At 66.3% G+C, this 26,085-nt stretch carries 31 protein-coding genes and 1 pseudogene; 19 read left to right on the plus strand and 13 right to left on the minus strand.

Annotated elements, in window-relative coordinates; genetic code table 11:
• The first annotated feature begins 145 nt into the window (after positions 1–145).
• Entirely contained in the window at positions 146–1,591 is a 1,446-nt protein-coding gene (gene rpsA, locus MELE44368_RS20300) for a 30S ribosomal protein S1 (RefSeq protein ID WP_128110149.1), read from the plus strand.
• A 9-nt stretch (positions 1,592–1,600) separates the two neighbouring features.
• Positions 1,601–2,761, plus strand: coding sequence for a dephospho-CoA kinase (gene coaE, locus MELE44368_RS20305; RefSeq protein ID WP_128110150.1), 1,161 nt, complete (start codon positions 1,601–1,603; stop codon positions 2,759–2,761).
• Between the two features lie 4 nt (positions 2,762–2,765).
• Here coaE and MELE44368_RS20310 read toward each other — a convergent pair whose 3' ends face one another.
• Both MELE44368_RS20310 and MELE44368_RS20315 read right to left on the minus strand, forming a co-directional pair.
• Entirely contained in the window at positions 2,766–3,320 is a 555-nt protein-coding gene (locus MELE44368_RS20310; RefSeq protein WP_128110151.1) for a hypothetical protein, read from the minus strand.
• Positions 3,321–3,402: 82 nt separating this feature from the next.
• A complete protein-coding gene (locus MELE44368_RS20315; protein ID WP_164890182.1) occupies positions 3,403–3,909 on the minus strand; it encodes a ribonuclease FAU-1 family protein in 507 nt (168 codons plus the stop codon).
• 81 nt (positions 3,910–3,990) lie between these two features.
• Here MELE44368_RS20315 and uvrB point away from each other — a divergent pair, with 81 nt between their 5' ends.
• From uvrB to MELE44368_RS20340, 5 genes are all read left to right on the plus strand, one after another.
• Positions 3,991–6,153, plus strand: a complete 2,163-nt coding sequence (gene uvrB, locus MELE44368_RS20320) for an excinuclease ABC subunit UvrB (protein ID WP_128110153.1) — start codon at positions 3,991–3,993, stop codon at positions 6,151–6,153.
• Between the two features lie 114 nt (positions 6,154–6,267).
• Positions 6,268–6,729: a hypothetical protein gene (locus tag MELE44368_RS20325; RefSeq protein WP_128110154.1), complete on the plus strand. Its 462-nt coding sequence runs from the start codon at positions 6,268–6,270 to the stop codon at positions 6,727–6,729.
• A 74-nt stretch (positions 6,730–6,803) separates the two neighbouring features.
• On the plus strand, positions 6,804–7,589 hold the full coding sequence (locus MELE44368_RS20330) for a ribosome hibernation promotion factor (RefSeq protein WP_128110155.1): 786 nt from the start codon (positions 6,804–6,806) through the stop codon (positions 7,587–7,589).
• Positions 7,590–7,653: 64 nt separating this feature from the next.
• The gene (locus MELE44368_RS20335; protein WP_128110156.1) at positions 7,654–9,087 is read left to right on the plus strand and encodes an MFS transporter; all 1,434 of its coding nucleotides are present in this window, start codon (positions 7,654–7,656) and stop codon (positions 9,085–9,087) included.
• A 264-nt stretch (positions 9,088–9,351) separates the two neighbouring features.
• On the plus strand, positions 9,352–9,612 hold the full coding sequence (locus MELE44368_RS20340; RefSeq protein ID WP_241566703.1) for a hypothetical protein: 261 nt from the start codon (positions 9,352–9,354) through the stop codon (positions 9,610–9,612).
• Here the strand turns inward: MELE44368_RS20340 and MELE44368_RS20345 are convergent.
• Positions 9,609–10,274 carry a UdgX family uracil-DNA binding protein gene (locus MELE44368_RS20345; protein WP_128110158.1) on the minus strand — a complete coding sequence of 222 codons (666 nt, stop codon included), beginning with the start codon at positions 10,272–10,274 and terminating at the stop codon, positions 9,609–9,611. The two genes, MELE44368_RS20340 and MELE44368_RS20345, sit on opposite strands and share 4 nt — an antisense overlap.
• A gap of 368 nt (positions 10,275–10,642) precedes the next feature.
• Between MELE44368_RS20345 and MELE44368_RS20350 the strand changes: the two genes are divergently transcribed.
• Complete coding sequence (locus MELE44368_RS20350) at positions 10,643–11,086, plus strand: universal stress protein (RefSeq protein ID WP_128110159.1); 444 nt, start codon at positions 10,643–10,645, stop codon at positions 11,084–11,086.
• Here MELE44368_RS20350 and lnt read toward each other — a convergent pair.
• The 3 genes and pseudogenes from lnt to MELE44368_RS20365 form a co-directional block, all read right to left on the minus strand.
• Positions 11,031–12,461 (minus strand): apolipoprotein N-acyltransferase, encoded by a 1,431-nt coding sequence (gene lnt, locus MELE44368_RS20355; protein ID WP_128110160.1) that lies wholly within the window; start codon positions 12,459–12,461, stop codon positions 11,031–11,033. The two genes, MELE44368_RS20350 and lnt, sit on opposite strands and share 56 nt — an antisense overlap.
• 26 nt (positions 12,462–12,487) lie before the next feature.
• The gene (locus tag MELE44368_RS20360) at positions 12,488–13,372 is read right to left on the minus strand and encodes a fructose bisphosphate aldolase (RefSeq protein ID WP_128110161.1); all 885 of its coding nucleotides are present in this window, start codon (positions 13,370–13,372) and stop codon (positions 12,488–12,490) included.
• 115 nt (positions 13,373–13,487) lie between these two features.
• Positions 13,488–13,673: pseudogene (locus tag MELE44368_RS20365) on the minus strand (hydrolase); the annotation flags it as partial.
• 15 nt (positions 13,674–13,688) lie between these two features.
• On the opposite strand from MELE44368_RS20365, the gene MELE44368_RS20370 reads away from it, so the two are divergent.
• The 11 genes from MELE44368_RS20370 (at position 13,689) to MELE44368_RS20420 (ending at position 22,579) form a co-directional block, all read left to right on the plus strand.
• Entirely contained in the window at positions 13,689–15,125 is a 1,437-nt protein-coding gene (locus MELE44368_RS20370) for a recombinase family protein (protein ID WP_128110163.1), read from the plus strand.
• Between the two features lie 683 nt (positions 15,126–15,808).
• On the plus strand, positions 15,809–16,051 hold the full coding sequence (locus tag MELE44368_RS27605; RefSeq protein ID WP_441338870.1) for a zinc finger domain-containing protein: 243 nt from the start codon (positions 15,809–15,811) through the stop codon (positions 16,049–16,051).
• Entirely contained in the window at positions 16,044–18,173 is a 2,130-nt protein-coding gene (locus MELE44368_RS20385) for an AAA family ATPase (RefSeq protein ID WP_241566704.1), read from the plus strand. The genes MELE44368_RS27605 and MELE44368_RS20385 overlap by 8 nt, the downstream gene beginning before the upstream one ends.
• Before the next feature lie 165 nt (positions 18,174–18,338).
• The gene (locus MELE44368_RS20390) at positions 18,339–18,647 is read left to right on the plus strand and encodes a WhiB family transcriptional regulator (protein ID WP_128110229.1); all 309 of its coding nucleotides are present in this window, start codon (positions 18,339–18,341) and stop codon (positions 18,645–18,647) included.
• A complete protein-coding gene (locus tag MELE44368_RS20395; RefSeq protein WP_164890163.1) occupies positions 18,596–19,009 on the plus strand; it encodes a helix-turn-helix domain-containing protein in 414 nt (137 codons plus the stop codon). The genes MELE44368_RS20390 and MELE44368_RS20395 overlap by 52 nt, the downstream gene beginning before the upstream one ends.
• Complete coding sequence (locus MELE44368_RS20400; protein WP_128110166.1) at positions 19,002–19,241, plus strand: hypothetical protein; 240 nt, start codon at positions 19,002–19,004, stop codon at positions 19,239–19,241. The genes MELE44368_RS20395 and MELE44368_RS20400 overlap by 8 nt, the downstream gene beginning before the upstream one ends.
• A 37-nt stretch (positions 19,242–19,278) precedes the next feature.
• On the plus strand, positions 19,279–20,157 hold the full coding sequence (locus MELE44368_RS20405) for a hypothetical protein (RefSeq protein WP_128110167.1): 879 nt from the start codon (positions 19,279–19,281) through the stop codon (positions 20,155–20,157).
• A complete protein-coding gene (locus MELE44368_RS26755; RefSeq protein WP_164890177.1) occupies positions 20,154–20,291 on the plus strand; it encodes a hypothetical protein in 138 nt (45 codons plus the stop codon). Before MELE44368_RS20405 ends, MELE44368_RS26755 begins: the two co-directional genes overlap by 4 nt.
• A gap of 150 nt (positions 20,292–20,441) precedes the next feature.
• Positions 20,442–20,858 (plus strand): HNH endonuclease, encoded by a 417-nt coding sequence (locus tag MELE44368_RS20410; RefSeq protein WP_128110168.1) that lies wholly within the window; start codon positions 20,442–20,444, stop codon positions 20,856–20,858.
• A gap of 87 nt (positions 20,859–20,945) precedes the next feature.
• Positions 20,946–21,173 (plus strand): hypothetical protein, encoded by a 228-nt coding sequence (locus MELE44368_RS20415; protein WP_128110169.1) that lies wholly within the window; start codon positions 20,946–20,948, stop codon positions 21,171–21,173.
• Between the two features lie 2 nt (positions 21,174–21,175).
• Positions 21,176–22,579: a terminase large subunit domain-containing protein gene (locus MELE44368_RS20420; protein WP_128110170.1), complete on the plus strand. Its 1,404-nt coding sequence runs from the start codon at positions 21,176–21,178 to the stop codon at positions 22,577–22,579.
• Between the two features lie 119 nt (positions 22,580–22,698).
• Here MELE44368_RS20420 and MELE44368_RS20425 read toward each other — a convergent pair whose 3' ends face one another.
• The 7 genes from MELE44368_RS20425 to MELE44368_RS20455 all read right to left on the minus strand — a co-directional run bounded on the left by MELE44368_RS20425 (position 22,699) and on the right by MELE44368_RS20455 (position 26,025).
• The gene (locus MELE44368_RS20425) at positions 22,699–23,190 is read right to left on the minus strand and encodes a hypothetical protein (protein WP_128110171.1); all 492 of its coding nucleotides are present in this window, start codon (positions 23,188–23,190) and stop codon (positions 22,699–22,701) included.
• On the minus strand, positions 23,177–23,644 hold the full coding sequence (locus MELE44368_RS20430; protein ID WP_128110172.1) for a type II toxin-antitoxin system RelB family anti-toxin: 468 nt from the start codon (positions 23,642–23,644) through the stop codon (positions 23,177–23,179). The genes MELE44368_RS20425 and MELE44368_RS20430 overlap by 14 nt, the downstream gene beginning before the upstream one ends.
• Before the next feature lie 48 nt (positions 23,645–23,692).
• Entirely contained in the window at positions 23,693–24,058 is a 366-nt protein-coding gene (locus MELE44368_RS20435) for a hypothetical protein (protein ID WP_064927572.1), read from the minus strand.
• 313 nt (positions 24,059–24,371) lie between these two features.
• Entirely contained in the window at positions 24,372–24,584 is a 213-nt protein-coding gene (locus tag MELE44368_RS20440) for a hypothetical protein (protein ID WP_064927571.1), read from the minus strand.
• Positions 24,581–24,946: a DUF6907 domain-containing protein gene (locus MELE44368_RS20445; RefSeq protein WP_128110173.1), complete on the minus strand. Its 366-nt coding sequence runs from the start codon at positions 24,944–24,946 to the stop codon at positions 24,581–24,583. Before MELE44368_RS20445 ends, MELE44368_RS20440 begins: the two co-directional genes overlap by 4 nt.
• Positions 24,943–25,287, minus strand: coding sequence for a hypothetical protein (locus MELE44368_RS20450; RefSeq protein WP_128110174.1), 345 nt, complete (start codon positions 25,285–25,287; stop codon positions 24,943–24,945). The genes MELE44368_RS20445 and MELE44368_RS20450 overlap by 4 nt, the downstream gene beginning before the upstream one ends.
• Before the next feature lie 66 nt (positions 25,288–25,353).
• Positions 25,354–26,025: an MBL fold metallo-hydrolase gene (locus tag MELE44368_RS20455; protein ID WP_128110175.1), complete on the minus strand. Its 672-nt coding sequence runs from the start codon at positions 26,023–26,025 to the stop codon at positions 25,354–25,356.
• Positions 26,026–26,085 lie beyond the last annotated feature (60 nt).

The raw sequence follows: 26,085 nt of genomic DNA on the forward strand, positions 1-26,085 counted from the left end.
TTGTCCAGCGTGGAGTCAGTCGAGTACCCTCGACGGGTACTCGCGTGGGTTTTGCGCATTGGCTTACGGATGATCCATAGCGGGTATCACAAATAACTCGAAGTCCCAGTCCCTACGACCAAATCTGTCCGGAGCAACCCACCACATGCCAAGTCCCTCCGTCACCTCGCCCCAAGTAGCCGTCAACGACATCGGCTCGAGCGAGGACTTTCTCGCCGCCATCGACAAAACCATCAAATACTTCAACGATGGCGACATCGTCGAAGGGACGATCGTCAAGGTTGACCGTGACGAAGTCCTGCTCGACATCGGTTACAAGACCGAAGGCGTCATCCCTTCCCGCGAACTCTCCATCAAGCACGACGTCGACCCCAACGAGGTCGTTTCCGTGGGTGATGAGGTCGAAGCCCTGGTCCTCACCAAGGAGGACAAGGAAGGCCGGCTGATCCTGTCCAAGAAGCGCGCCCAGTACGAGCGCGCCTGGGGCACCATCGAAGAGCTCAAGGAAAAGGACGAGGCCGTCAAGGGCACCGTCATCGAGGTCGTCAAGGGCGGCCTGATCCTCGACATCGGCCTGCGCGGCTTCCTGCCCGCGTCGCTGGTCGAGATGCGCCGCGTCCGCGATCTGCAGCCGTACATCGGCAAGGAGATCGAGGCCAAGATCATCGAACTGGACAAGAACCGCAACAACGTGGTCTTGAGCCGCCGCGCCTGGCTGGAGCAGACGCAGTCCGAGGTGCGCAGCGAGTTCCTCAACCAGCTGCAGAAGGGCGCCATCCGCAAGGGCGTGGTCAGCAGCATCGTCAACTTCGGCGCGTTCGTCGACCTCGGCGGTGTCGACGGCCTGGTGCACGTCTCCGAGCTGTCCTGGAAGCACATCGACCATCCGTCCGAGGTGGTCCAGGTGGGCGACGAGGTCACCGTCGAGGTGCTCGACGTCGACATGGACCGCGAGCGGGTTTCGTTGTCGCTGAAGGCGACCCAGGAAGATCCCTGGCGCCACTTCGCCCGCACCCACGCGATCGGCCAGATCGTCCCCGGCAAGGTCACCAAGCTGGTGCCGTTCGGCGCGTTCGTCCGCGTCGAGGAGGGCATCGAGGGCCTGGTGCACATCTCCGAACTGTCCGAGCGCCACGTCGAGGTGCCGGACCAGGTGGTGCAGGTCGGCGACGACGCGATGGTCAAGGTCATCGACATCGACCTGGAGCGTCGCCGGATCTCGCTGTCGCTGAAGCAGGCCAACGAGGACTACCTCGAGGAGTTCGACCCGTCGAAGTACGGCATGGCCGACAGCTACGACGAGCAGGGCAACTACATCTTCCCCGAGGGCTTCGATCCCGAGACCAACGAATGGCTCGAGGGTTACGAGAAGCAGCGTGAGGAGTGGGAGGCCCGCTACGCCGAGGCCGAGCGCAGGCACAAGATGCACACCGCGCAGATGGAGAAGTTCGCGGCCGCCGAGGCGGAGGAGGCGGCCAAGCCGTCGACCGCGAACGGCACCTCGCGCGGCGACGACGCACCTGCCGGAGGCTCGCTGGCCAGCGACGAACAGCTCGCGGCGCTGCGGGAGAAGCTCGCCGGCTCCGCCTGACACGGCACGATGCTGCGCATCGGTCTGACCGGCGGGATCGGCGCCGGCAAGTCGACGGTGTCCGCCGTGTTCAGCGAGTGCGGCGGCGTCATCGTCGACGGCGACGTCATCGCCAGGGAAGTGGTCGAACCCGGCACCGAGGGGCTCAAGCAACTCGTCGAGGCGTTCGGCGAGGACATCCTCCTGCCGCACGGCGCGTTGGATCGGCCTGCGCTGGCCGCCAAGGCGTTTCGGGACGACAAGAGCCGCGCGCTTCTGAACGAGATCGTGCACCCGCTCGTCGGAAAGCGGCGGGAGGAGATCATCGCCGCGGTGTCGGAGGACACCGTGGTGGTGGAGGACATCCCGCTGCTGGTGGAGACCGGGATGGCGCCGATGTTTCCGCTCGTCGTCGTGGTCACCGCCCCGGTGGAGACACGGGTGGCGCGGTTGATCAAGCGAGGCATGGACGAGGCGGACGCCCGTGCGCGCATCGCCGCACAAGCCACCGACGAACAACGCCGCGCGATCGCCGATGTGCTGCTTGACAACTCGGGTTCGCAGGGCGCACTCGTCGAGAAAGCCCGCGACCTCTGGTACAACCGCGTGCTGCCCCTTGCGCACAACATCCGCGTGCGGGCATGCGCCAAGGCCGTCCACGAGCTCACGCCGTACCGTCCCTCATGGCCCGAAGATGCGGCACGAATCATCAAACGCATCGAAATGGCCGGCGGTGCAAAGGTTTTGCGTGTCGACCACATCGGCTCCACGGCGGTGCCGGGGATGGACGCGAAGGACGTCATCGACATCCAGGTCACCGTCGCCTCCCTCGAGGACGCCGATGCGCTCGAGGAGCCGCTGACCCAGGTGGGCTTTCCGCGCCGGGAGGACATCACCGCCGATGTGGCGCACACCGATGATCCGCGGGTATGGCGCAAACGATTCCATTGCGCCGCCGATCCCGGCAGGCCCGCCAACATCCACATCCGCGTCGACGGCTGGCCCAACCAGCAGTTCGCCCTGCTGTTCACGGAGTGGCTCAGCGCCAATCCCGGTGTGCGCGAAGACTATCTGCGGGCCAAGCGGCATGCGGTGACGACCGCCGACTACGCGCAGGCCAAAGAGCCGTGGGTTCTCGACGCCTACCGGCGCGCCTGGGAGTGGGCCACCGCCACCGGGTGGCGCGCCTAGCCGGTCAGGTCGCCGGCGGCGGATCGACCGGCGGGGGACCGTCCTCGGCAGTTGGCGGCGCGTGCGGGTCCAGGGGCAGTGCGTTCGGCACCCCGTCCACCGGCGCCTCGCACACGAGCGCGCCGTAGTCGGGATCGTCGCGCTGGGGCAGCACGGTCGGCCCGATGAAGTCGTCGGCCTGGGCGGCGAGCTGGTCGTCGATCAGGATCTCGCAATGCAAATTCGCCGAGTACGGCCATTCGATCGCGACGCGCATCCTGGCGCTGCTCGACTCGGGCAGGACGGTGTTCACCTCGAAGACCCGCCCCGGCACCATGGTCGGGTCGGCGGACTGGATCTGGTTGCCCTGCGCGGTGTAGGTGATCGTCGCACCGCGGGACACCCCGTCGATGCGGGCGCGGTAGACGATGTTGTGCAGCACCTCGGCCTCGGCGGGCTGGTCCTCGGTCTGCGTGTCGGCCGTCGGGTCAGCCAGCGCGGGTGCCGGTGTCAACAGCGGGCCGGACACCACCGCCGCCACCGCTCCGACCGCAAGCCAGGTGCGTTCGGTGGGGCTCATGTGACCTGAGGCTACATCCCACCCCCGGGCGCGGCCATGCCGTGTCGTGTTCGCCATCACGATCAAGATCGTCCCAAACGGCTCATCCGTTACGCCAGGTGAGGGTCATGCCGTGACCGGCGAGCCACCGGCCGAGGTCGTATCCGTTCCTGGCCAGCCCGTCGACTGCCGACACGGCCGTCTGCACCGCCTGCTCCGCGGTCTCAGGGGTCAACAGCCCGTGGCGGACCGCGGTCAGCAGCTCGTCGACGTCGCAGAGTTCGACCCCGCGGCCGGTGCGCAGCACGAGGTCCAGATAGTGGTCTTCGGCCTGCCATGCTGTCGGGCCCGGGCTGATCTGCCCGACATCGAGGTAGAAGTCCTGGTCACGATCATGGCCGGGGTTGAAGTGGAACACCGTGGCCCGCAGCCCCAGCGACGGAAGCAGCCAAGACTCCAGGTAGTGGAACTGGGTGCGGCCGGGGGTGGGCCTGGCCATGTAGAGACCCCATGGCTTGACGGTGTAGACGTCGACCGCCCGCACGATGCCTTTCGGGTCGGTATTGGTGCGGGCGACCAGATCGAACGTCTCGTGTTTGGGAGCGTGGATGGGGTCAGCCTACTGTGGCGTCGCGGCCGCGTGAGCCGCCGGAACAGAATCTGTCGGTGGCGGGTTCTACCCTGGTGAATTATGGCCTTCGCGACCGAGCGCCCCGTGGTGGCGCATTCCGAGTACCGACCAGCCGGCGATGCCGTCGACGGCCTGGTGCGCGTCGGCGGCCGCTTCGAGGTGGTCAGCCCGTACTCACCCGCGGGTGACCAGCCGGCCGCCATCGACGAGCTCGAGCGCCGGATCAAGGCCGGTGAGCGCGACGTCGTGCTGCTGGGTGCCACCGGCACCGGTAAGTCGGCGACGACGGCGTGGCTGATCGAGCGGGTGCAGCGGCCCACCCTGGTGATGGAGCCGAACAAGACGCTCGCCGCCCAGATGGCAAATGAGCTACGGGAAATGTTGCCGCACAACGCGGTTGAGTATTTCGTCTCGTACTACGACTACTACCAGCCCGAGGCGTACATCGCGCAGACCGACACCTACATCGAGAAGGACAGCTCGATCAACGACGACGTGGAGCGGCTGCGGCACTCGGCCACGTCGGCGCTGCTGTCGCGTCGCGACGTGGTGGTGGTGGCGTCGGTGTCGTGCATCTACGGCCTGGGCACGCCGCAGTCCTATCTGGACCGCAGTGTCCAGATCAACGTGGGGGACGAGGTGCCCAGGGACGCGCTGCTGCGGCTGCTGGTCGACGTGCAGTACAACCGCAACGACACGGCGTTCACCCGTGGGTCGTTCCGGGTGCGCGGTGACACCGTCGAGATCATCCCCAGTTACGAGGAGCTCGCCGTCCGCATCGAGTTCTTCGGTGACGAGGTCGAAGAGCTGTACTACCTGCACCCGCTGACCGGCGACGTCGTCCGCAAGGTCGACTCGCTGCGGATCTTCCCCGCCACGCACTACGTGGCCGGGCCGGAGCGGATGGCACACGCGATCTCCACGATCGAACAGGAACTCGAGGAGCGGCTTGCGGAACTGGAGGGCCAGGGCAAGCTCCTGGAGGCGCAGCGGCTGCGGATGCGCACCAACTACGACATCGAGATGATGCGTCAGGTCGGCTTCTGCTCGGGCATCGAGAACTACTCACGCCACATCGACGGGCGCCCGCCAGGGTCGGCGCCGGCGACCCTGCTGGACTACTTTCCCGAGGACTTTCTGCTCGTCATCGACGAGTCCCACGTCACGGTGCCGCAGATCGGCGGGATGTACGAGGGCGACATCTCCCGCAAACGCAACCTCGTCGACTTCGGGTTCCGGCTGCCCTCCGCCGTCGACAACCGCCCGCTGACCTGGGAGGAGTTCGCCGACCGGATCGGGCAGACGGTGTACCTGTCGGCCACACCCGGCCCGTACGAGCTGAGCCAGTCCGGCGGCGAGGTGGTCGAGCAGGTGATCCGCCCGACCGGCCTGGTGGACCCGAAGGTGGTCGTCAAGCCGACGAAGGGTCAGATCGACGACCTGATCGGCGAGATCCGGCTCCGCACCGAACGTGATGAGCGGGTGCTGGTCACGACGTTGACCAAGAAGATGGCCGAGGACCTCACCGACTACCTGCTGGAGATGGGGATCCGGGTGCGCTACCTGCACTCCGAGGTGGACACGTTGCGCCGCGTCGAGCTGCTGCGGCAGTTGCGGCTGGGGGACTTCGACGTGCTGGTCGGCATCAACCTGCTGCGCGAGGGGCTGGACCTGCCCGAGGTGTCGCTGGTGGCGATCCTCGACGCCGACAAGGAAGGGTTCCTGCGGTCCACGCGCAGCCTCATCCAGACCATCGGCCGCGCCGCGCGCAACGTCTCCGGTGAAGTGCACATGTATGCCGACAACATCACCGAGTCGATGCGGGAGGCCATCGACGAGACCGAGCGGCGCCGCGCCAAGCAGATCGCCTACAACGAGGCCAACGGCATCGACCCGAAACCGCTGCGTAAGAAGATCGCCGACATCCTCGACCAGGTCTATCGCGAGGCCGACGACATCGAGATCGGTGGGTCGGGCCGCAACGCGTCCCGCGGCCGTCGCGCGCAGGGAGAGCCGGGCCGGGCCGTCAGCGCCGGCATCATCGAGGGCCGCGACACCACGAACATGCCGCGCGCCGAGCTCGCGGATCTGATCAAGGAGCTGACCGAGCAGATGATGGCCGCGGCGCGAGACCTGCAGTTCGAACTCGCGGCACGCATCCGCGATGAGATCGCCGATTTGAAGAAGGAACTCCGCGGCATGGACGCCGCCGGGCTCAAGTAGCCCGTCCGCGCGGCGGGCGATCAGGTGACGCAAGTCCCTCGGGCGGTCGACCTTCGGCCCTGTGCCCGGGATGCGGCGCGGTGATCGGATGGACGCATCCGAAGGGAGGAATCGATGACTGTCATGTCTCAACGGCGCACCCGGGCATTCGCCCGCGTGTTGGGACCGTTTCTCACCATAGCCGCCATCACGGTGGTGGTCCGCGCCAACGACATGCCCGCGCTCCTGTCGGAGTTCACCGGCAGCGCGGTCTGGCCCTGGATAACCGGTGCCTTCGGCTTGCTCGGCGGCCTCACCATCCTGGCCTTCCACCAGTTCTGGCGAGAGCCCGCCGCGATCATCGTCTCGGTGCTGGGGTGGTTACTGACGGCAGAGGCGATTTTGCTGATGGCGTTTCCGGGTGTGTTCGCCGACCTCGGCGATCAGATGATCGGTGCGGTCGGAGTCTGGCGGTTCGTCTACGCGGTGCTGGGTCTGATCGGGCTCTACCTCGCCTACGCGGGCTGGCGGCCCACGTCCGCGGGGCAAACGGACACTGCGGTGGAGTCCGGCGGTGAGATGCCGCGTGCCGCCTGATGTGTGACGCAGGTTGTGCGGTCGGGTGACCTTCGGCCCTCGCGCCGGGGCGCCCGGTCGCGTAGAACGAAGGCATGAGCGAATCAACCGATACCACGCGGGGCTTCGATGTCGAGGTGACGATCCGCGGTCAACTGCCCGGGGCCGCCGACTACGCGAAAGAGAAGATCTCGACCTTGGATCGGTATGCGCACCGGCCCATCAAGCACGCACACGTCAAACTCACCAAGCACGGCAACCCGGCCCAGGAGCACCCGGTGATCGCGCAGGCGAACCTCGACGTGGACGGCAGGCTGATCCGGGCCCAGGCGCAGGGCGACACCGCGCGCGAGGCGATTGACCGGCTCGACGATCGCCTGCGCCGTCGGCTGCGGCAAGCCGCCGAGATCTGGGAGGACCGACGCAACAACCAGCAGACGAGTGTCGCCCAGAACAACCTCGCCGAGCGGCCGCCCTATGTGGAGATTCCACCGGAGGAGCGCAAGATCATCCGGCGCAAGTCCTACACGCTCGCGGCCTGCACCGTCGACGAGGCGGCCACGGAAATGGAGCTGCTCGACTACGACTTTCACCTGTTCACCGAGAAGGGCACCGGGATGGCCAGCGTCATCTACCGCGACGGCGACGGCTACCGCGTCGCGCAGGTCGCCCCGGTACCCGCGGAGAAGCTGGCGCCCTTCGAGCGGCCGGTGACACTCAGCTCGACGCCGCCGCCATGCATCACCGTCGAACAGGCCACCGAGCGGCTCGGCCTGCTGGGGCTGCCGTTTCTGTTCTTCATCGACGCCGCCCAGGGCCGCGCGGGCGTGCTGTATCGCCGCTACGACGGCCACTACGGGGTGATCGCCCCCGCCGGCTGACCGCTCCACAGGCCCCGAAGCGAGGAGTTGACCTCAACTTGAGTTGAGCTCGTAACGTGACCACGTGACCGACGAAGCGCCGACCACTGCGGGCAGTTGGCGTGCATTGCTGGGCCAGGGCAACCTCGGCGCCTCGACCGTGCTCGCAGGCGGCGTCGCGTTGTATGCGACCAACGAGTTCCTGACCATCAGCCTGATGCCCAGCGCCGTCGCCGAGATCGGCGGGCACCGGTTGTACGCCTGGGTGACCACGGTGTATCTGGTGGCGTCGGTGGTGGCCGCCACCACCGTGCATTCGACCCTGTTGCGGTTCGGCCCGCAGCGGTCGTATCTGTTCGCGCTCACCGTGTTCGGCGGGGGCAGCGTGGCGTGCGCCGTCGCGCCGACGATGGAGGCCCTGCTCGTGGGGCGCACGGTGCAGGGTTTCGCCGGTGGCCTGCTCGCGGGTCTGGGCTACGCCGTCATCAACACCGTGCTGCCATACACGCTGTGGACCAAGGCGTCGGCGCTGGTGTCGGCGATGTGGGGGGTCGGCACCCTGCTCGGCCCGGCCGCCGGCGGGCTGTTTGCTCAATTCGGTTCGTGGCGTTGGGCGTTCGGTGTACTGGCAATCCTCACCGCCGCGATGGCGCTGCTGGTTCCCGTCGCGTTGCCGGTGCGCAACGACGCCGCCGACGAGGTCAACACGACGCCCGTTCCGGTGTGGTCGCTGGTGCTGCTCGGCCTTGCCGCGCTGGCGGTGAGTGTCGCCGGCGTGCTCCGCGACGTGCGGGCCACCACCGGGTTGCTGGTTCTCGCCGGCGCCCTCGTCGCGGCGTTCCTCTACGTCGACCGGCGGCGCGCCGCCGCGGTGCTGCCGCCGAGCGTCTTCCGCTCCGGGCCGCTGAAGTGGATCTACCTGACGCTCGGTGTCCTGATGGCCGCGACGATGGCCGACATGTACGTGCCGCTGTTCGGTCAGCGGCTAGCGCACCTGACCCCGGTCGCGGCCGGGTTTCTCGGGGCCGGCCTGGCGATCGGCTGGACCGCGAGCGAGATCGGCAGCGCCTCGCTGCGCACCGACCGCACCATCCGACGCACGGTGGCGATCGCGCCGCTGGTGATGGCCACCGGCCTGGCCCTGACCGCGGTGACGATGTCCGACGACGCGTCGGCCGGCCGCGTCGCGATGTGGGCGGTCGCGCTGTTCGTCACCGGGGCGGGGGTGGGCATGGCCTGGCCGCACCTGTCGGCGTGGGCGATGAGCCGTGTGGACGATCCGGCGGAGGGCCCGGCTGCGGCGGCTGCGATCAACACCGTCCAGCTGATCAGCGGGGCACTGGGCGCCGGGCTGGCCGGCGTGGTGGTCAACCTGACCGAGACCGGCGACGCGACACCGGCGCGCTGGCTGTTCGCGGCGTTTGCCGCGCTGGCGGCGTGCGGTGTCGTCGCGTCCGTGCGCAGCGGCCGACAACCGGGAGCACGCCTGTCCCCGCGAAATAGCATTCCGGGTTGCTAGCCAGCCGATTTCACCGCCCGGAATGCTATTTCGCGAACGATGGGCGACCCACGCATTCCCGCTCGCAAACTGCGCGATACGAATTGCCCTGCAGCACAGCGCTGTTCAGCACATGTCCGGGCGTGGGTGGGCGGCTTTGCTGATCGTTCTCCGCGACACGTCGGCGGGAAACCGCGTCGCGACGACGGACCGACGGCGTTACGATTGATCCGGGTCGGAAAGTGAATTTGACGCAGCAGTAAGGGATTTATCGTGAATGTGAGGATGCTCGGAGCCGGAGCGGCGATGGTCGGCGTGCTGGGCTTCACGGCCCTCGGTATCGGTGCGGGTGTGGCCAGCGCCGATCAAACGGTTCCCAATTCGCCAGGCGTGACGTGGAAGCTCGACCGGCCACATTGGGATGACGACTGGGACGACTGGCGTCACGAATGGCGGCACACGGGCTGGGACGGTCCGCGCTACGACGGTCCGTGCGCATGGGTTCCGCCCGCCGTCTCGATGTGGGTGCCGCCGGCCGTCTGCTAGCGGTCGGTCTGCGGTAGGAGTCCGGCGGCGAAACGCAGGTCGGACACCAACGCGTCGAACGCCTTCTCCCGCTCGGTCGGCGGTCCGCGCAGCACTGACGACGGGTGGACGGTGACCGTCACCCGCGGGTCGAAGTCAAGGATGTCGGTGTCCGCCCCGCGCGGCAGGCTCAATGCCTCACGGCGGTGTGCGGTCAGACGAAAAGTACTGCCCAGCAACGACTGTGCGGCGGTTGCCCCCATCAGCACGACCACATCGGGTTGCAGCGCCATCAGTTCTTGGATCAGCCACGGCCGGCACGCCACCACCTCGGTGCGGCTGGGCTTCTTGTGGATGCGGCGCTTACCGCGTTCGGGCAGCGTGAACTTGAAGTGCTTGACCGCATTGGTGACATAGAGGCGGTCGCGCTCGATCCCGGCGGCCACAAGCGCTCTGTCGAGAAGGCGCCCGGCGGGCCCGACAAATGGGGCGCCCGCCTTGTCCTCCTGGTCACCGGGCTGTTCGCCGACCAATACCATCTCCGCTTCGGCCGAACCGGCGCCGAACACCGCCTGGGTGGCGTCCAGGTACAGGTCGCACCCCTTACAGCCCTGCGCGGACGCCGCCAACTCGTCGAGGTCGGTGGTGTCGGGCACGAAATCCGCGGCGGTTGGGGCTGCCATGCCCACCGGGTTACCCGGCTGACGGCGCGGAAACCACCCCGGCGTTATCTGCCATCGAAAATTTGAATACCAAACCGCGCCCATCGAATTGAAAAATTTGTACTTCTGACGATTTTGGCGCGCCAACGAAATCGACCGGCTGGGTTTTGCCGGGCCGGTGTTTCGGTCCGCCGCGACACACGTTCTCCGACAGGGACATTGCCGGGTGTAGGGCAGGTCACGTGCACCGTCGCGAGGTGATTTTGCCGGCAAGAGCACACCACAATGGCAGTGCGAATGGTATTCATGTGTGGTGATTCGCACCCGTGTTCGGGTCCGAAAGGGTTACTGTCTCGGGTGGCGTTGAAATTGACACTGGGAGGATATGGATGAGCGCCTATCAGACCGTCGTGGTTGGCACGGACGGATCCGATTCATCGCTGCGCGCGGTGGAGAAGGCCGGCCATATCGCTGGAGAAAACGCCAGATTGATCGTCGCGACGGCGTATTTCCCGCAAGAGGAAGACCAACGCGCCGCCGACGTGCTCAAGGACGAGGGCTACAAGATGGCCGGCAACGCGCCCATCTACGCCATCCTCCGCGAGGCACGTGAACGCGCACAGCAGGCCGGTGCCAAGAACGTCGAGGAGAAGGCGATCGTCGGCGCGCCGGTCGACGCGCTTGTCGAACTGGCCGAAGAGGTGAAGGCCGACCTGGTGGTGGTCGGCAACGTCGGGCTGTCCACCATCGCCGGGCGGTTGCTCGGTTCGGTGCCCGCTAACGTGGCGCGCCGCGCCAAGACCGACGTGCTGATCGTGCACACCACGCCGTAATAATCAGCAACGCCATCACGATCACCCAGTCGCCGAAGCGCTGGTAGCCGGTGGTCCGCGAGTTCAGCGGAACATCGACGACGGCGACGCCGCGGTCAGCGGCCTCAAGCCAGCCCAGCCGGCGTCCGTCGGCGTCGAACGCCGAACTGACCCCCGACGTCGCGGCGTGCACCGCCGGATGCCCGACTTCGACGGCGTGGACGGCGATCATGCTCGCCAACTGCGGCTGGGCCCAGCTGTTCTGATAGGTCGACGTCGCGCTCTGGTACGCCAGCAGGTCGGCCCCCATGTTCACCAGCCGCCGCGGCAGGTCGGAGAACAGCGCCTCGAAGCTGATCAGCGGCCCGACCGCGAGAGCGTCCGTGTGTAGCACGACCGGTCCGCCGCCGCGGCGACGGTCTTCCGCGGCGGCGTCGGTGTGCCGGGTGGCCCAGCCGAGCACCGACCGAAACGGCACGTATTCGCCGAACGGGACCAGCCGCGTCTTCGCGTACGTGCCGCGCACGCCGTCGGGCTCGATCAGCGCCGCGGACTTGTAGATCCCGCCCGACGCAGCGCGCGCGTCGACGTTGACCAGCAGGCCGGCCCCGACCCGGCGGGACAGTTCGGCGAGCCGCGCGCCGACTTCGGGATCGCTGTTCAGGTCGACGACGACGCTGCTCTCACCCCAGACCACGAGGTCGAGCCGCTGCCCGGTGAGCTCCCGCGTCAACGTCTCGCCGGCGGCCTGACGTGCGGCGCCGTCGGTGATGTCGCCGGGCTGCACGAGCGCGACGCGCACCGCCGGTTGGTCCGCGGGCGCCGGGCCCGACCAGAACCACAGCGGGCCGGCGGCCACGATCGCGGCGGGCAACGCAACGGCCCGGACCGAGCGCAACAGCACCGCGCCCACGACCGCGGTGTTGGCGGCGACGATCAGGAAGCTGACCAGCCAGACGCCGCCCGCGGACGCCGGAGCCAGCGTCGCGGGCTGGTTCCACTGCGACGCCCCGAGCAACGCCCACGGCCCACCCAACCGGTCCCACGACCGCACGGCTTCGGCGAGCACCCACACGCTGGGCAGCACGACGACGGCGGCGAGCACCCCGCGGGTCGCGACCTGACCGCTGAGCAGGCGGTGCGCGGCCCACCCCCACGGCAGCCACAGCGCGCCGAGCGCCGCGGCCAGCACCACCAGCAGCGGTCCGGCGCTCGGCCACAGCCAGTACTGCGCGGCCAGCACGAAGCCGGACATTCCGGCCCAGGCGCGTGCGGCGCCCTGGACCGCGGTCGGCGCCGCGCGCACGACCAGCAGTAGCGGGACCACGCCGACCCACGCCAGCCACCACAACGACGGCGCGGGAAAGGCCAGGGCGAGCAGCGCGCCGGCGGGCAGCGCCGCTGCGAGGCCCCGAACCGAACTCAGGTGGCGGAGGCCTTGGCGATGGCGGCGATCGCCTGATCGAGGGTGGCGTTGAACTCCTCGTCGCTCTGCTGAGCGGTCAGACCCTCGGTCAGCGCCCGCGAGAAGCTCGCGATGACGCCGTTGTTGCGGGCCAGCTTCTCGTTGGCGACCTCGCGGCTGTAGCCGCCCGACAGCGCTACCACCCGCAGCACCTTCGGATGGTCGACGAGCTGTTTGTACAGGTTGTCGGTGTCGGGCAGGGTCAGCTTGAGCATGACCAGCTGGTCGTCACCGAGTTGGTTGACGCTGTCGAGCAGCGCGGCGTTGAGCTGGTCCTCGGCTTCGGCCTTGCGGGGGCTGTGGATGTCGATCTCGGGCTCGATGATCGGGACCAGCCCCTTGGCCAGCACCTGCTGGGCGACCTCGAACTGCTGCGCCACCACGGCGTCCAGACCGGCACCGGGCAGCTTGATGACCGAGCGCTCCTTGGTGCCGAAGATGCCTTTCTCGACGGCGCGGTCCAGCAGCTCGTCGAGGCCGGGCATCGGCTTCATCATCTGGGCGCCGTCCTTCTCCTCGGCCAGGCCCTTGTCGATCTTGAGGAACGGAACGATGTTCTTGACGTTCCACAGATAGTCCGCGGTCTGGCGCCCCTCGACTTCACGGTCCATTGTGTTCTCGAAGAGGATCGCGCCCACGATGCGATCGCCGTCGAAGGCGGGGCTGGTGATGATGCGGGTGCGCATCTGGTGCACCAGGTCGAACATCTCGTCTTCGCCGGAGTAGTCGTCCTCCGGAATGCCGTACAGCTTCAGCGCCTTGGGCGTGCTGCCGCCGCTCTGGTCCAGCGCAGCGATGAATCCAGTGCCGCTGCGCACCTTTTCCAACTGTGCGGTATTCATCCGTGTCTCCTCGCAACTGTCGCAATCGCCATCACGAATTTCGCTAGGTCGTGTGGCATCAGCCTAGGCCAACGCCGTCACCCATTGGTCCCGGGTCACAGGATGCGACCGCAGGTCACCAGCCGCGTTCGCGCCACTCACCCAGGTGCGGGCGCTCGGTTCCCAGCGTGGTGTCGTCGCCGTGGCCGGGATAGACCACCGTCGAGTCGCCGTAGACGTCGAACACGCGCGTGATGACGTGGTCGAGCAGCTGCTCGAAATCGCCTTCCTGCCAGGTCTTGCCGACCCCGCCGGGAAATACCGTAGGCTTTGAACCGTGAATACGTCAACGGTTGAGCGGGTAGCTCTCTACGCGCGCATCAGCCAGGACGCCACCGGCAAGGCTCTCGGGGTCGCTGACCAGCTAGAACACGCTCGCACCTTCGCGATAGCGCGCGGCTACAAAATCGTCGCCGAGCACTCTGACAACGACATCTCGGCGTTCCGCGGCGCGAACCGACCCGCGTATCAGAAAGTCCTGAAGCTGGCGCGTGACCGCAAAATCGACCGGGTGATCGTGTACCACCTGACTCGCATGACGAGAAATCGCCGCGAGCGCGCCGAGTTCATCGACGCGTTCCACGCGTGCAAGGTCAACGTCTCCGAGGCGCAGGGCGGCGACTACGACCTGTCCACGGCGGCCGGCCGAACTTGGGTGGACATACAGGGCGCGCTGGCGACGTGGGAGTCAGAGATCAAGTCGGAGCGCATTACGGCCGCTGCTGCGCGGCGTGCCCGGTCTGGTCGGCCATCCGGCGACCTCGGCTACGGGTGGATCAAACACGGCACCGGGTCCACAGCGACGTGGTCCGAGCACCCGCATGAGGCCGAGGTGGTACGCGAGATTGTCGACCGCCTGCTCGCTGGCGAGACTCTCCGGAGTATCACCGAGTCGCTAAACGATCGAGGGGAACCCGCACCGAAGGCCGCGCGGTGGGGCAAGACTAGCGTCAAGAAGCTCGCGATACGCGAATCCAACATCGCCCAGAGGGTGCATCATCGCGGCCAACCCGACGAGGAACGGTTCGACGGGTGCTGGCCGCCCATCGTCGACCGCGCCAAACACGAGAAGGTCGTGGCGCTGCTCACTGCGCCGACCAGAAGGACCAACGGTGTGGCACGCCCAGGGGCGCGGAAACATCTGCTGTCGTGGGGGATAGGCGCGTGTGGTGTGTGCGGGTCGAAGCTGCGCGCCGTCACCAAACGCGGCAAGCACGGCCGCCCGCTCGACCTGTACGTCTGCGACGACAAGGGATGCGTAGGGCGCTCTGAGCCGATGGTGGACCAGTTAGTCACCCGGCTGGTCATTGGACGCCTGGCGATGCCCGATGCCCTGGAATGGCTAATCGGCGACGACCAGGAAGCACGGCGGTGGTCCGAGCGGGTCGATGAACTGAACCGCAGACTGGCCGATGCCGCGGACGCGTTCGCCGAGGGCGCCATCACCGCAGAGCAGTTGCGGCGCATCACCGCGAAGCTTCAACCTGACCTCGACGACGCCGAGAAGCGCCGCGCGGAACTGGTTGTATCCCTTGACCTTGACTCGTTACGTCCGCTGGCAAGTCCTACCGCTCAAGAACGGTGGGACGAGATGACCGTGGCGCAGCGTCGAGCGGTGCTCGAAGCGCTCGGTATCCGCGTCATCATCGACCGGACTCGGCCCGGCCCCGGATTCGACCCTGAAAGCGTGCGCATCGAATGGAATCAGCGATGAGTGTCCAATCCGTCAAGCTCGTTTGCGCCCACGGAGTACAGGATGGCACTGCCGATTTCCTCGACAGGTTCCGGCTGCTGCGATCCTTTCCCGCAGCCCGCAAGTGGGTGCCGACCGACCCGCATGGGCAACAGCAGCTCGAGGGTGATGAACCAATCACATGGCCAGCAAGCCGGCAGGTAGAAAGCGACTTGTTGCGAGATCGGTATGACCGAAGGTGCGACAGGTGTGGGCGCACACTGCAACTGCGTCAAGAAAACCTGCAAGCGCTCCTGAATGCTGCAGCAGACCAGGGGCTCGACACGCTGTACCTCGACAACCTTCACTAACCCAGCCCTAGATTGGGGTAGCGTTACCCACTGCGAGCGCAAGCACTATCGGCTGCGTCTCCGCTTTCGACATTTTGTCCGGGCATCCTCGGGCAGCTGATTGCTGCCTCGGAGGCCGTGAATGTCCAAGCCCTGGACGAAAGCTCGCTCAGAGCACGCCAACCTTTGCAAGAAGCTCGGTCCTGATGACCCGCTGGTCATCGACAAGCGGGTCGAGCTACGCGCGCTTCGCCTAGAAGATTACGTGCAGCGCGTTCTCGCGGAAGCGCCGCCTTTGTCGGCAGAGCAGCGGGAGCGGATAGCTGAATTGCTACGCCCCGGACGGCGATCCGAAACGAGCGGTGGCACGGGTCGATGACGAAAAGCAGAAAGCCGGCCCCGCCGCAACAGGGCCGACCCTCTCCACAACACCGCACCAACGGATATGCCAAGTGTAATGGATACACAACGTTTACCGCGCCGTTCAACATCGCGTGCGCCGATTGCGGTGCCTCACCCGGTACGCAATGCATCAACGGTGTGACCGGCCAGCCGCTACGGCGGGCTCTCGCGCACCCTGGCCGTCTCCGCGATGCCGAGGCGGTGGCCGATGCCTAATTCAACCGCCTACGAGCGTCTAGTCGACGCGCTTCGCGACTACGGCAGCACTATCACCGAGAATGGCCACGGCAAGGCACAAGCCCAGTGTCCAGCTCACGACGATGGTCGAGCGTCGCTGTCTGTCACCGCGATTGACGGTTCGGTGCTGGTGTATTGCCATGCTGGCTGCCAGACCCCTGACGTCCTGGCTGCGGTCCGGCTCGAGCTGTGCGACTTGTTCGATGACCGCCGCGAATCGGTCTACGAGTATCCCGATGGTCGCCGGGTGCACCGCACCCCCGACAAGCGGTTCTTTCAGAAGGGTGAAACTCAAGGCACTGCCCTTTACCGCGCCGACCGCATCGGGACCGCCGAAACGGTTTACGTGTGCGAAGGCGAAAAGGACGTGCTGGCAGTCGAATCCGTAGGCGGTGCGGCCGTGTGCCCGGCGATGGGCGCCGGGAAGGCGCACAAGTTCGACTGGTCACCGCTGCGCGGTAAGCGTGTCATCGTCGTGGCCGATAGAGACGAGGCCGGCCGCAAGCACGCCGCCCAGGTGGCCGAGCTGCTGGACGGTATCGCCGCGTCAGTTGCGGTGGTGGAGGCGGCAACTGGTAAGGATGCTGCCGACCACATCGCCGCCGGGAAGACTCTTGAGCAACTGGTGTCGCTCACCGATGGCATGCCACGCCTGTGGCGGGCCACTGACCTACGGCCCGCCGCGCAAGCCCGATGGCTTGCCAAAGGCAGGCTGCCCCTGGCGTCGATCAGCCTGCTGGTCGGTGACGAGGGTATCGGCAAGTCGCTGCTGTGGGTGTGGATCGTCGCAGCCGTCACCACGGGCAAACCGCTTCCCGAGTTCGGCATCCCCGAGCGCGACCCACAGCACGTCATCCTCGTTTTCACCGAGGACGATTGGTCCCCCACCGTGCGGCCCCGTTTGGAGGTCGCGGGGGCAGACCTGACCCGAATCCAGGTCATCTGTACCGAGGACGACGGCAGCGGAGCGCCGACATTCCCGCGCGACCTCCACCTGATCGAACAAGCCGACCCGCCCCCCGCGCTAGTCGTGGTCGACGCTTGGCTCGACACCGTCCCACCCGGCCTACCGGTGCGCGACCCGCAACAGGCCCGCCAAGCCTTGCACCCATGGCGCGAACTGGCCACCGCAACCGACGCCGCGGTTCTGCTGCTCTGCCACACCAACCGTGTCGCCTCGGCCAACGCTCGTGACCGCTATGGCGCGACGGGCGAACTGCGCAAGAAAGCGCGCATGACGCTCTACGCCCAGATCGATGACGATGGCCGCCTGGTCGTCGGCCCCGAGAAGATGAACACCGCTGCGCCGATTCCGGCCTCAGCGTTCACGATCACCGCGGTTCAGCACTTCCCGGCCACCGAGGACGGCGACGGCACCGTGCCCTTGTTGACCTACGCCGGGGAGTCTGAGCGCACCGCCCGCGAGCACATCGCCGACGCTTACGACACCGACCACGGCACCGATTCCCAAGACCGCGCCGACGCCGAACGCTGGCTCCGCGACTACCTCGCCCAAGAGGGTCCACGCGCCCGTTCCGCCGACGCCAAACGGGAAGCCGCCAAGGCCGGAATCAGCGACAAGATGCTCCGCCGCGCCCGCAACCGCCTCGGCGTCACGATCAGCTACGAGGGAATGCCAGCAACGTCGGTCTGGTCCCTGCCCGAGCAGACCCGCGACGATGCACCAAACGGTCGCGCCCAGCCTTCCGTATCGGAGGGCACAACAGACACAACAGGCGACAGAGCGTCCATCCACGCAGGTCACGCCAGATATGCCCAGTTGTGCCCACACGATCCCAAAGGGCACAACAGGGCAAACCAAGTGCCACCTGCACAAACACCACCCGACAGTACGGTTGTGCCCACTGATACCGAGTTACGCCCCTCGAGGGCACAACAAGCGGCCCCCGGCGGGCTCACCCCATCGACACCCGGCCAGACCGAACGTGTCCAGCAAACACTGGCCAAGGTCCGCAACGGTGACCGTTCACCGCTGTGCCCCGAATGCTCACGCGCGCCGGCGCGCAGCGACACCGGGCGCTGTGACTTGTGCACCACCAAGGTCCGTCACGGCAACCTCGACAACGGCGGTGCATCATGAGGCGGCCCGCCAAAGTGATAGCCCGTCGCCAGCTCGGCGATGGCCGCCGCCTCTACCAGGTGGTCTGCCCGCTGTGCGACGGGCGGCACTGGCTACCCGTGGCCGCCACCGGGTGCTGCCCGCGCCGACCAGGTCGCTTCTCCCTCCCGGTTGGGGGTGGAAAACATGGCCGATAAAGGCGGTCCGCCGTGGGTCGAACTCTTGTCCGCGGTTCTGCGTCGCGCTCCGCGTCTGCCGAAAGCGTTGTGCCGTCGCCAGCCGTATCTGTTCGATGCGGACGACCCAGACCCAATCGAACGGGAAAACCAACAGCGCGAAGCGATGCGCCTCTGCAACGCCTGCCCACAGCTCGAGGAATGCCGCGCGTGGGTTGATTCACTGCCGAAGTCAAGCCGCCCGCATGGTGTTGTCGCGGGGCGTGTGTGGCCACCGCCACCCAAACCCGCTGGGCGCCCGAAGAAGGCAGCACTATGACGCCGCGCCGGGGCGAAGCCGTGGTGCAGCTTGATCACGAGCAGTTCCGAGCGGTGCGCTATTGCGTAGCGGAAACAGTGCGGCGCCGCTTGCTATGCGGCGCTCCGGTTCCCGCATGGCTGCGCAAGCTGCACCAACAGCTCACAAGTTCCGTGTGCGGAACCGATTCCACAGTGCCCCAACAAGAATCAATAGAAGCGATCGACACCGACGAAGCCGCAAAGATTCTCGGGTGCAGCACCCGCTACATCCGCCGAATCGCCTCCGACCTCGACGGCCAACGTATCGCCGGACGGTGGATCTTCAACCGCGCCACCGTCACCGAATACGCCGACGCGAAAAGGACACGAACAGATGGCTGAAACCGAGCAGGACACCACAGAGCGCGACCCCGTGATGGTGCTGCTGGACGGTGTTCGAGAGTTCGCCCGCACCCGCGACGAGCAGGCCGGCCGCGAAGTGCTGCTCGCGATGGTCAAGCAATACCTGGCAGAGCTTTCCGCTGCCGAGCTCGACGCGCTGCTCGAGGAAGTCCGCGAACCCGCCGAAACGGCCTACCCCGAGTCGTGGCGTCAGCCGAAAGCCCGCGACTAACCACCAAACGCCATAACACCTGAGAGGACCACCCACAATGGCATTCACCCGCACCGACGCCCGCGTCCTGAACCGCGCAGTCACCACTGCCGGTGGGACACTGCCCGACACCCTGACCAATCTGTTGACGGCCGCCGAGGAGATTCACGCCGCCGCCAACAAGCCCGCCGGCGACCCGCTGGCCGGACTAGCTGACGCCGCCGCAGCAGGCAAGGCCACCGCCGCCAAGATTCAGTCCGCGTTCGATCTGGCCGGAACACAAGCCGCCCAAGCCGATCACGCTCAGCGCACCCAGCGCGAAGCCGAAAGAGCAGTGATGTCGCGGTTCCGCAGAGAACTGGTCAACGGCGGCGCAGACCAGATCCTCGACTCGCTGCGCCCGGCATTCGATGAACACATCGCCGGTATCGCCGCCATCGCCGAGAACATCGACATTCACGGCCACACACCTGAGTCGTTCCTCAACATCGCCACCCCGAAGACGCTGGCACTGTGGCAGTCCATCGGCACCCACGTCGACGCCCTCGACCGTATCGCCGCGGTCACCGACCTACTCGCGCACAACAGCGAAGCCCGCGTGATCCCGCGACCCGATGGCGGCACGCGACTGACCACCCGCCTCACCGCGTTGCGTGGCCGCGCCCTCTACTGCGGCAGCGACCAACTCGCCGTAGATGACGCACACAACATCTGGCGCACCAACGGCCCACACCGACGCTCAGCCTGGTTCAAGCTCTACAGCAGCGCCGAACTACGCACCGTCGCCGAGGCCACCGAACGCCTCCGCACCTGGTGCGAAACGACATGGGACGCATTCGAGGACGCCCGCGCATCCCGACACACCACGGTCGACGGCGAGCTTGTCCCAGACCCGCCTCAGCCCAACCCGTTCCGCCGCGTTGAGGAGACCGTGTGACCAACCAACCTGATGCCACCGACCAAGACGAGCAGCCCACACCCACGGTGGCCAACCTCAAAAGCGGAGCAGCCACCGACGACCAAGGCCGCCACCGCCAACCCCTCTACCCCGAGCACTGGACACGACGATGAACTTCGCCGCGCGGTGATTCCTCCTGGGCCGCCGCGCGGGCGAGCCGACGCGCTGCAGGTGGTCCTCGCGCGTCACGCCCCGAGCCCGACACACGCGCGTCTTGCTTGCGCGCTCTCGGGCTCGGGGCACCACCGACAGGAACACACACGATGAACCCACGACCACGCCGCGAGAACGACGCTCGACGCAAACGTATCCGCGCCACACTCCGACGCGAGGCCAGACCGTGCCACCTCTGCGGCGGCGACATCGACTACCAAGCCCACCACCTCGACCCACTGAGCTTTCAAGTCGACCACCTCTGGCAAGTCGCCAACGGCGGCCCCGAACACGACCCCGACAACGTCGCCAGCGCACACAGAGCCTGTAACCGGCTGCGCTCCGACCGCATCGACGCCATCGCCATCGCCACCGCCGCCCGCTACGGCGTCACCCTCAAGCCCGACAATCCGCGCACACCAACCAACACGCCACGCTGCCCCCAAGGCGTGCCCTGCCCGCGCTGCAACGGCACCCACAACCCACGCCCCGGCGTCAGCTTCATCACCAACCGGAAGTGGTGGTGACCTCGATGAACACCAGGGTGGGGATGCACTCAGATCGGGCGCGTCACGTTCCACCTCTCGTCATAGGGATAAATCTGGAGGGTCGAAATGGCGCAGCCTGACAACGCGGCTTCTGACGGCGATAGGGCACGTCTGGAGGCGCTTCGCGACCGCCTCGAAGAAGTCTTGAATGATCCGCAGACCACGCCGCGTGACCTTGCGGCGGTGTCGCGTGAGTACCGGCAGACAGTGGCGGCGCTGGCGTCGCTGACACCCGTACAGGGCACGTCGAAGCTCGATGAGATCGCGGCACGGCGTCGGAAGCGGGGCGCCTGAAAGTGTCTGCTGCCACCGTCACGACCGAGCCGACGTTCTCGCGGGTGCCCGCCGGGGACGAGGCAACCGGGCAGGATTGCATCGACCTGGCCACCGGCTACGGGGTGCCGCTGGATGAGTGGCAGGCCGACATCATTCGCGGGGTGCTGCGCGAAACCGATGGCGGCTGGTCGGCGTCGCAGGCCGGTCTGGTGGTGTCGCGGCAGAACGGTAAAGGGCAAATCCTGATCGCGCTGGAGTTGTTCGGATTGTTCGAACTCGGCGAGCAGATCTTGCACACTGCGCATTCGGTGCGGACCTCAAGTGATGCGTTTCGCCGACTGTGGAACGTGATCCAGTCGCACCCCGATCTTGCGGGCCGGGTGCGACGGCACTCGCAGATGATCGGCGCGGAATACGTCGAACTGGACTCTGGTGCGCGGATCTCGTTTTCCACGCGCTCGGCCTCGGTGGGTCGCGGGCTGTCGCTGGATCGTCTCATCGTTGACGAGGCCGAGGACTTGCCGGCCGCCGAGGTGGGTGCGCTGGCGCCGACGGTGTTCTCACGCCCTAGAGCGCAGTCGATCTATTTCGGTACCGCGCCGGGAGTGACACATGACGCCGCAGCGTTCGGTGCGATGCGAGCCACCGCCCACAGCGGCCTCAACCCGCGGCTGGCGTGGTGGGAATGGTGCGCCGACTGGGGCCACGACGTTGACGACCAGGCTATGTGGGTGCGGGTCAATCCCGCTGTCGCGGCGGGACGCATCCCGCTGCAGGCCATCATTGATGACCGGGCGATTCTGCCCGTCGAGCAGTTTCAGGCTGAGCGGCTGTCGATGTGGCCGCCCACCACCGCGCGGCATGTTCCGATCATCACGGAATCGGCGTGGGAGAAGCTGCGCGCCGATAGCCCGGGTTTAGATGTGTCGCCGGATGCGTTCGGTGTCGACATGTCGCACTCGCTACACATTTCGGTGGTCGCGTGCTGGATGGTCGATGACCGGGCGCACGTCGAGGAATTATGGGCCGGAACCGATGTCGCTAGCGCCGTGGAGTGGATCGTCGCCGCAGCGACCGATACCTGCGAGGTAGTCATTGACGACTACTCACCGGCGGCGCAGTTGATTCCCGAGCTGAAGCCACGGCGAATCGAGTTGCGCCGCACCAACGCCCGTGACATGGCCAAGGGCTGCCTGCTGTTCGAAACCCGCATGAACGCAGGGACCCTAACCCACCGCGGGCAGCAGTCGTTGACCAATGCGGTGATGGGAGCCCAGAAACGGCCGATCGGCGACGCTGGCGGCTGGGGGTGGGACCGCCGCGATTCCTCGGTGGCAATCCATCAGGTAGTGGCGGCCACCCTCGCGCTGCTCGGCGCGACCTGGGCCGGCGACAAACCCACCGGCGAAGCATTCTTCCTATGACACAGATCAGAGCGGGTGGATCACCTCGCGGCCGCCTGGGCTGGCGTGTTACCAAAGGCGCGCCCGCGCGGTTGGCCGTTGACATGTGTGGGCACCGAGGAACGGCTAGGCGTAATTCGTCATTTCGGTTCTGGCGATGTCTCGGAGTTAGGGTCATCACGCATTAATACGTCCCACTGGCCCGTAGGGGCCAGCAACATGGGTGACTGCGGGTCAAGCTGTATGGACGTCGTGTGCAGCGACTGTCGTAAGAATGGAAACAGATCGTTGGCGGCGTGGTTCGCAATCCCGGAGCGGTAGTCGTCCGGTATCCGGGCAAGAATCCCGTCTGTATCGTCCTTCGATAGGAGTGCGGGCGATTTCGGGTCTATTTCGTAGAGCCCTTGCATGCTGATTTCGATTCCAATCAACTTGTGCGTGAATGTGGCTGTCAATTCAACGACGAGGTTCCCGTCGTCAAGGCTTTTGAGTTTCACGTTGCCACTGTCGTTTTTCGCCCATTCTGGCTGTTCGCGGTCCCTACCCCATGCGAGAGCGTTGATGCGAACAGTCCTGACGTCTCGAAGTCGAAAGGCGATGCCGCCGGACAGCGGCGGTTTAGACTCGCCCACGGCTCACCACATCCGGCATCCATGGAAAGGATGCTTCGTCTTCGTGGACCGTACTAATTCCCTCCCACCTCGAAATGAAGTCGGACTCCGACTCTGCCGACGGCCTGATGCTTAGAATCACGTTCGCTAGCTGGGGCATTGCAATCGTCACATCCCAGCGGGGTTCTGCCGTCCGAGAACCGGCGAACTCCGTTACGCGGTGTTCGATGAGCGCACCGACAGCTCGCGCATATCGCCGCACCGTCGACAATCGAGGGTCGGAGTCGAGTCGCTCGAAGCGGCTTACGGCGCTCTTATCCCGGCCGATTACCTTGGCGACGTCTTCTTGTGTCAGACCCAACTCCTGGCGAAGCCGGACGAGATCAGCAAGCATCTCGAGATCGTTATGGGCGAGAGCCTTGGCGTTGCGCTCCTCGTGGGTCAGGTCATCTGGATTGAACGGATCATTCGACATGGGTCGGCCTCTCCATCCCAATATGTTGCGGTATTCCGCAACAACAGTCTAGGCGCCGCTGGTCATGCCCCGGGCTTTCAACCACTTCATGAACCGGTCGCGAGCCTTCCGAATATCGCTATCTTGTGCCCTTGACGTGGCAAAACGTAGGGAAAATGTCCGTTTGCCGGTGACCGAGACCCCGGCGGCGAGGTTATCTTGCTGATCGGGCTCTCCGTAGTACATCCGATACATCTGCCGGCCATCGGCACCGCGCGACTTCAATTCACCCATCACGTGCTGAGAGGGAACACGTAGCGGCGATTTATGGTGCCCGATCAAGAGCCCGCCGGGGTCTTTCGACATGTCGATGAGTTCCGACAGGAACGACCAGGCGTCGAGATCGTCTACTCGGAGATTAGACAGCTCGTCCACGCACTCGTCGGTGTAATCCCATTCGCAGTTCCCCCGACGTAGACGGCAACCGCCGGCGGCGCACTGGGGGCAATCATCGTCGGGCGGCAGTCAGTCCTCCTGATGGTGTGGATGGTTACCCACTCATCGAGTAGTCCATCGAAGTTGACGGGCCTTGGGCTCACGCCATTCTCGCTAATTGCAACGCAGACCGTGGACAATAACCCGCAATTCATCTGTCCTCGCGCGTCACGCATCACGCGCATACGTGCCGCGTCCTATACCAATAAAACGGCCACCGAGCTGTAGCCCGGTGGCCGCCGTGCGGCACGCGCTATGAGCGCAGCAGTTGCAGAGGGCTCCGAAGGGTGTCCGTGGTCGTGGACGCCCCTGGACCCGGCGGTAGGGGAGTGCACGCGATCTTGCGCCCGTAGGCCGTGCCCAGGATGGTTACCAGTTGGGCGACTTCCTCGGGAAGCAGGTCATCGAACTCAAGGCAGCCGAGAAGGTCTTGTACTTGCCAGCAGTGGTACATGTACAGGCTCATCGGGTCTCCTCGATTGTCTCTGCAGCCCTCACCAGCTCCGCTGCGAGCTTCCTTGCCTCAGCGGCCGTCAGGTGAACGCCGACGTCGATGCCGCCCTGCACCAGATCGGCGTGCAGATACACCTGTAGGGCCGCGTCGCCACCCGGCCGATGCGCCGCCACCCCAAGCCGAGACGGATACGGGCCACCCAACACGTCCACGCCCACTGGCTCCAGCTCCAGCTCCAGGTAGTCGCTCTCGCTCCAACATGACTGATCGTCACGGTGGAAACAGTTCGGGTGCCCGTCGCCGTACTCGCACCACGGCGCGCAGACAATCGGCGGGACCAGTTCGAATCTCGGCACTAGCCGCAGCGTGGTCATCGGGTCACCGCCGGGTCGCGCTGGGCCATCAGGTCGGCCTCATCGGCCGCCGCCCGTAACGCATCGGCCAGATCGCGAGCCTGCCCTGGGGTGAACGGGTCACCGTCAACGACGATGAACCGCTCCACAGTGCCCTCGGCGGTCTGCTCACCGTCAACGGATACACGCACATCGCCCTCATCGTCTCGCTGCACCGTCCATTCCCTGCCGACGAAGAAACGCCGCGACCCCGGCTCGCCATTCGACTCGCCGCCGAACGGCTTGTCGGGGTGGTACCACGGCTCGACGCGGACAGCGCCGGCCGGGAAGGGCAGACCGTGTGCGGTTGATGTGGTGGACATGGGGCTACCTCTCTCCTGAAATTCCCCGCCACGCCGTTTCGTGACGGGTAGGCAGCCCTGTCGGCGTTACCAGCCGCGCGCCCGCCATTCGGCTAGGTGCGGGCGCTCGACCCCAAGCGTCGTGTCGTCACCGTGACCGGGGTAGATCACTGTGTCGTCCCTGTACCGTGAGAACACTCGGCTCTCGAGGCCATCCATCAGAGACTTGAACTCATCAGGGTGTGTTGTCCGGCCAGGACCGCCTGGAAACAGGCAGTCGCCGGTGAACAGATGGGTGGACTCGTCGGCGCCGTCCAGCGCCAGCGCCACCGAGCCTGGGGTGTGGCCCTGCATGTGGATGACGTCGAACTTCAGGTCACCGATCTCGATGGTGTCGCCGTGCTCGAGGATGCGGTCCGGCTTGACCGGCAGTGGCTCCACGTCGAGGCGGTGCGCGGCGGTCGGCGCCTTGGTGGCCTTGGCGACCGCTTCGAGGCCCTGCCAGTGGTCGAAGTGCTGGTGGCTGGTCACGATCAGCGACAGCTTCGGGGCATGCTTCTCGATCAGGTCGAGCAGGATCTCGGGATCGTTGGCGGCGTCGATCAGCAGCGTCTCGCCGGTCCGGGAACACGTCACCAAGTAGGCGTTGTTGTCCATGGGGCCCACCGAGACCTTGATGATCGATGCGCCGGGCAGCGTGCGCCGGGCCGCGGTCCGCGGGTCGACATGGCCGGTGTAGTTCTCAGCGACGACGGTCATGACGCCACGGTATCGGGCTTGTCGGTGCCGGCACATAGCATGGGCGTGAACGATTTCTCC

Source organism: Mycolicibacterium elephantis DSM 44368 (assembly GCF_004014805.1).
In the GTDB taxonomy this organism is placed as follows: domain Bacteria; phylum Actinomycetota; class Actinomycetes; order Mycobacteriales; family Mycobacteriaceae; genus Mycobacterium; species Mycobacterium elephantis.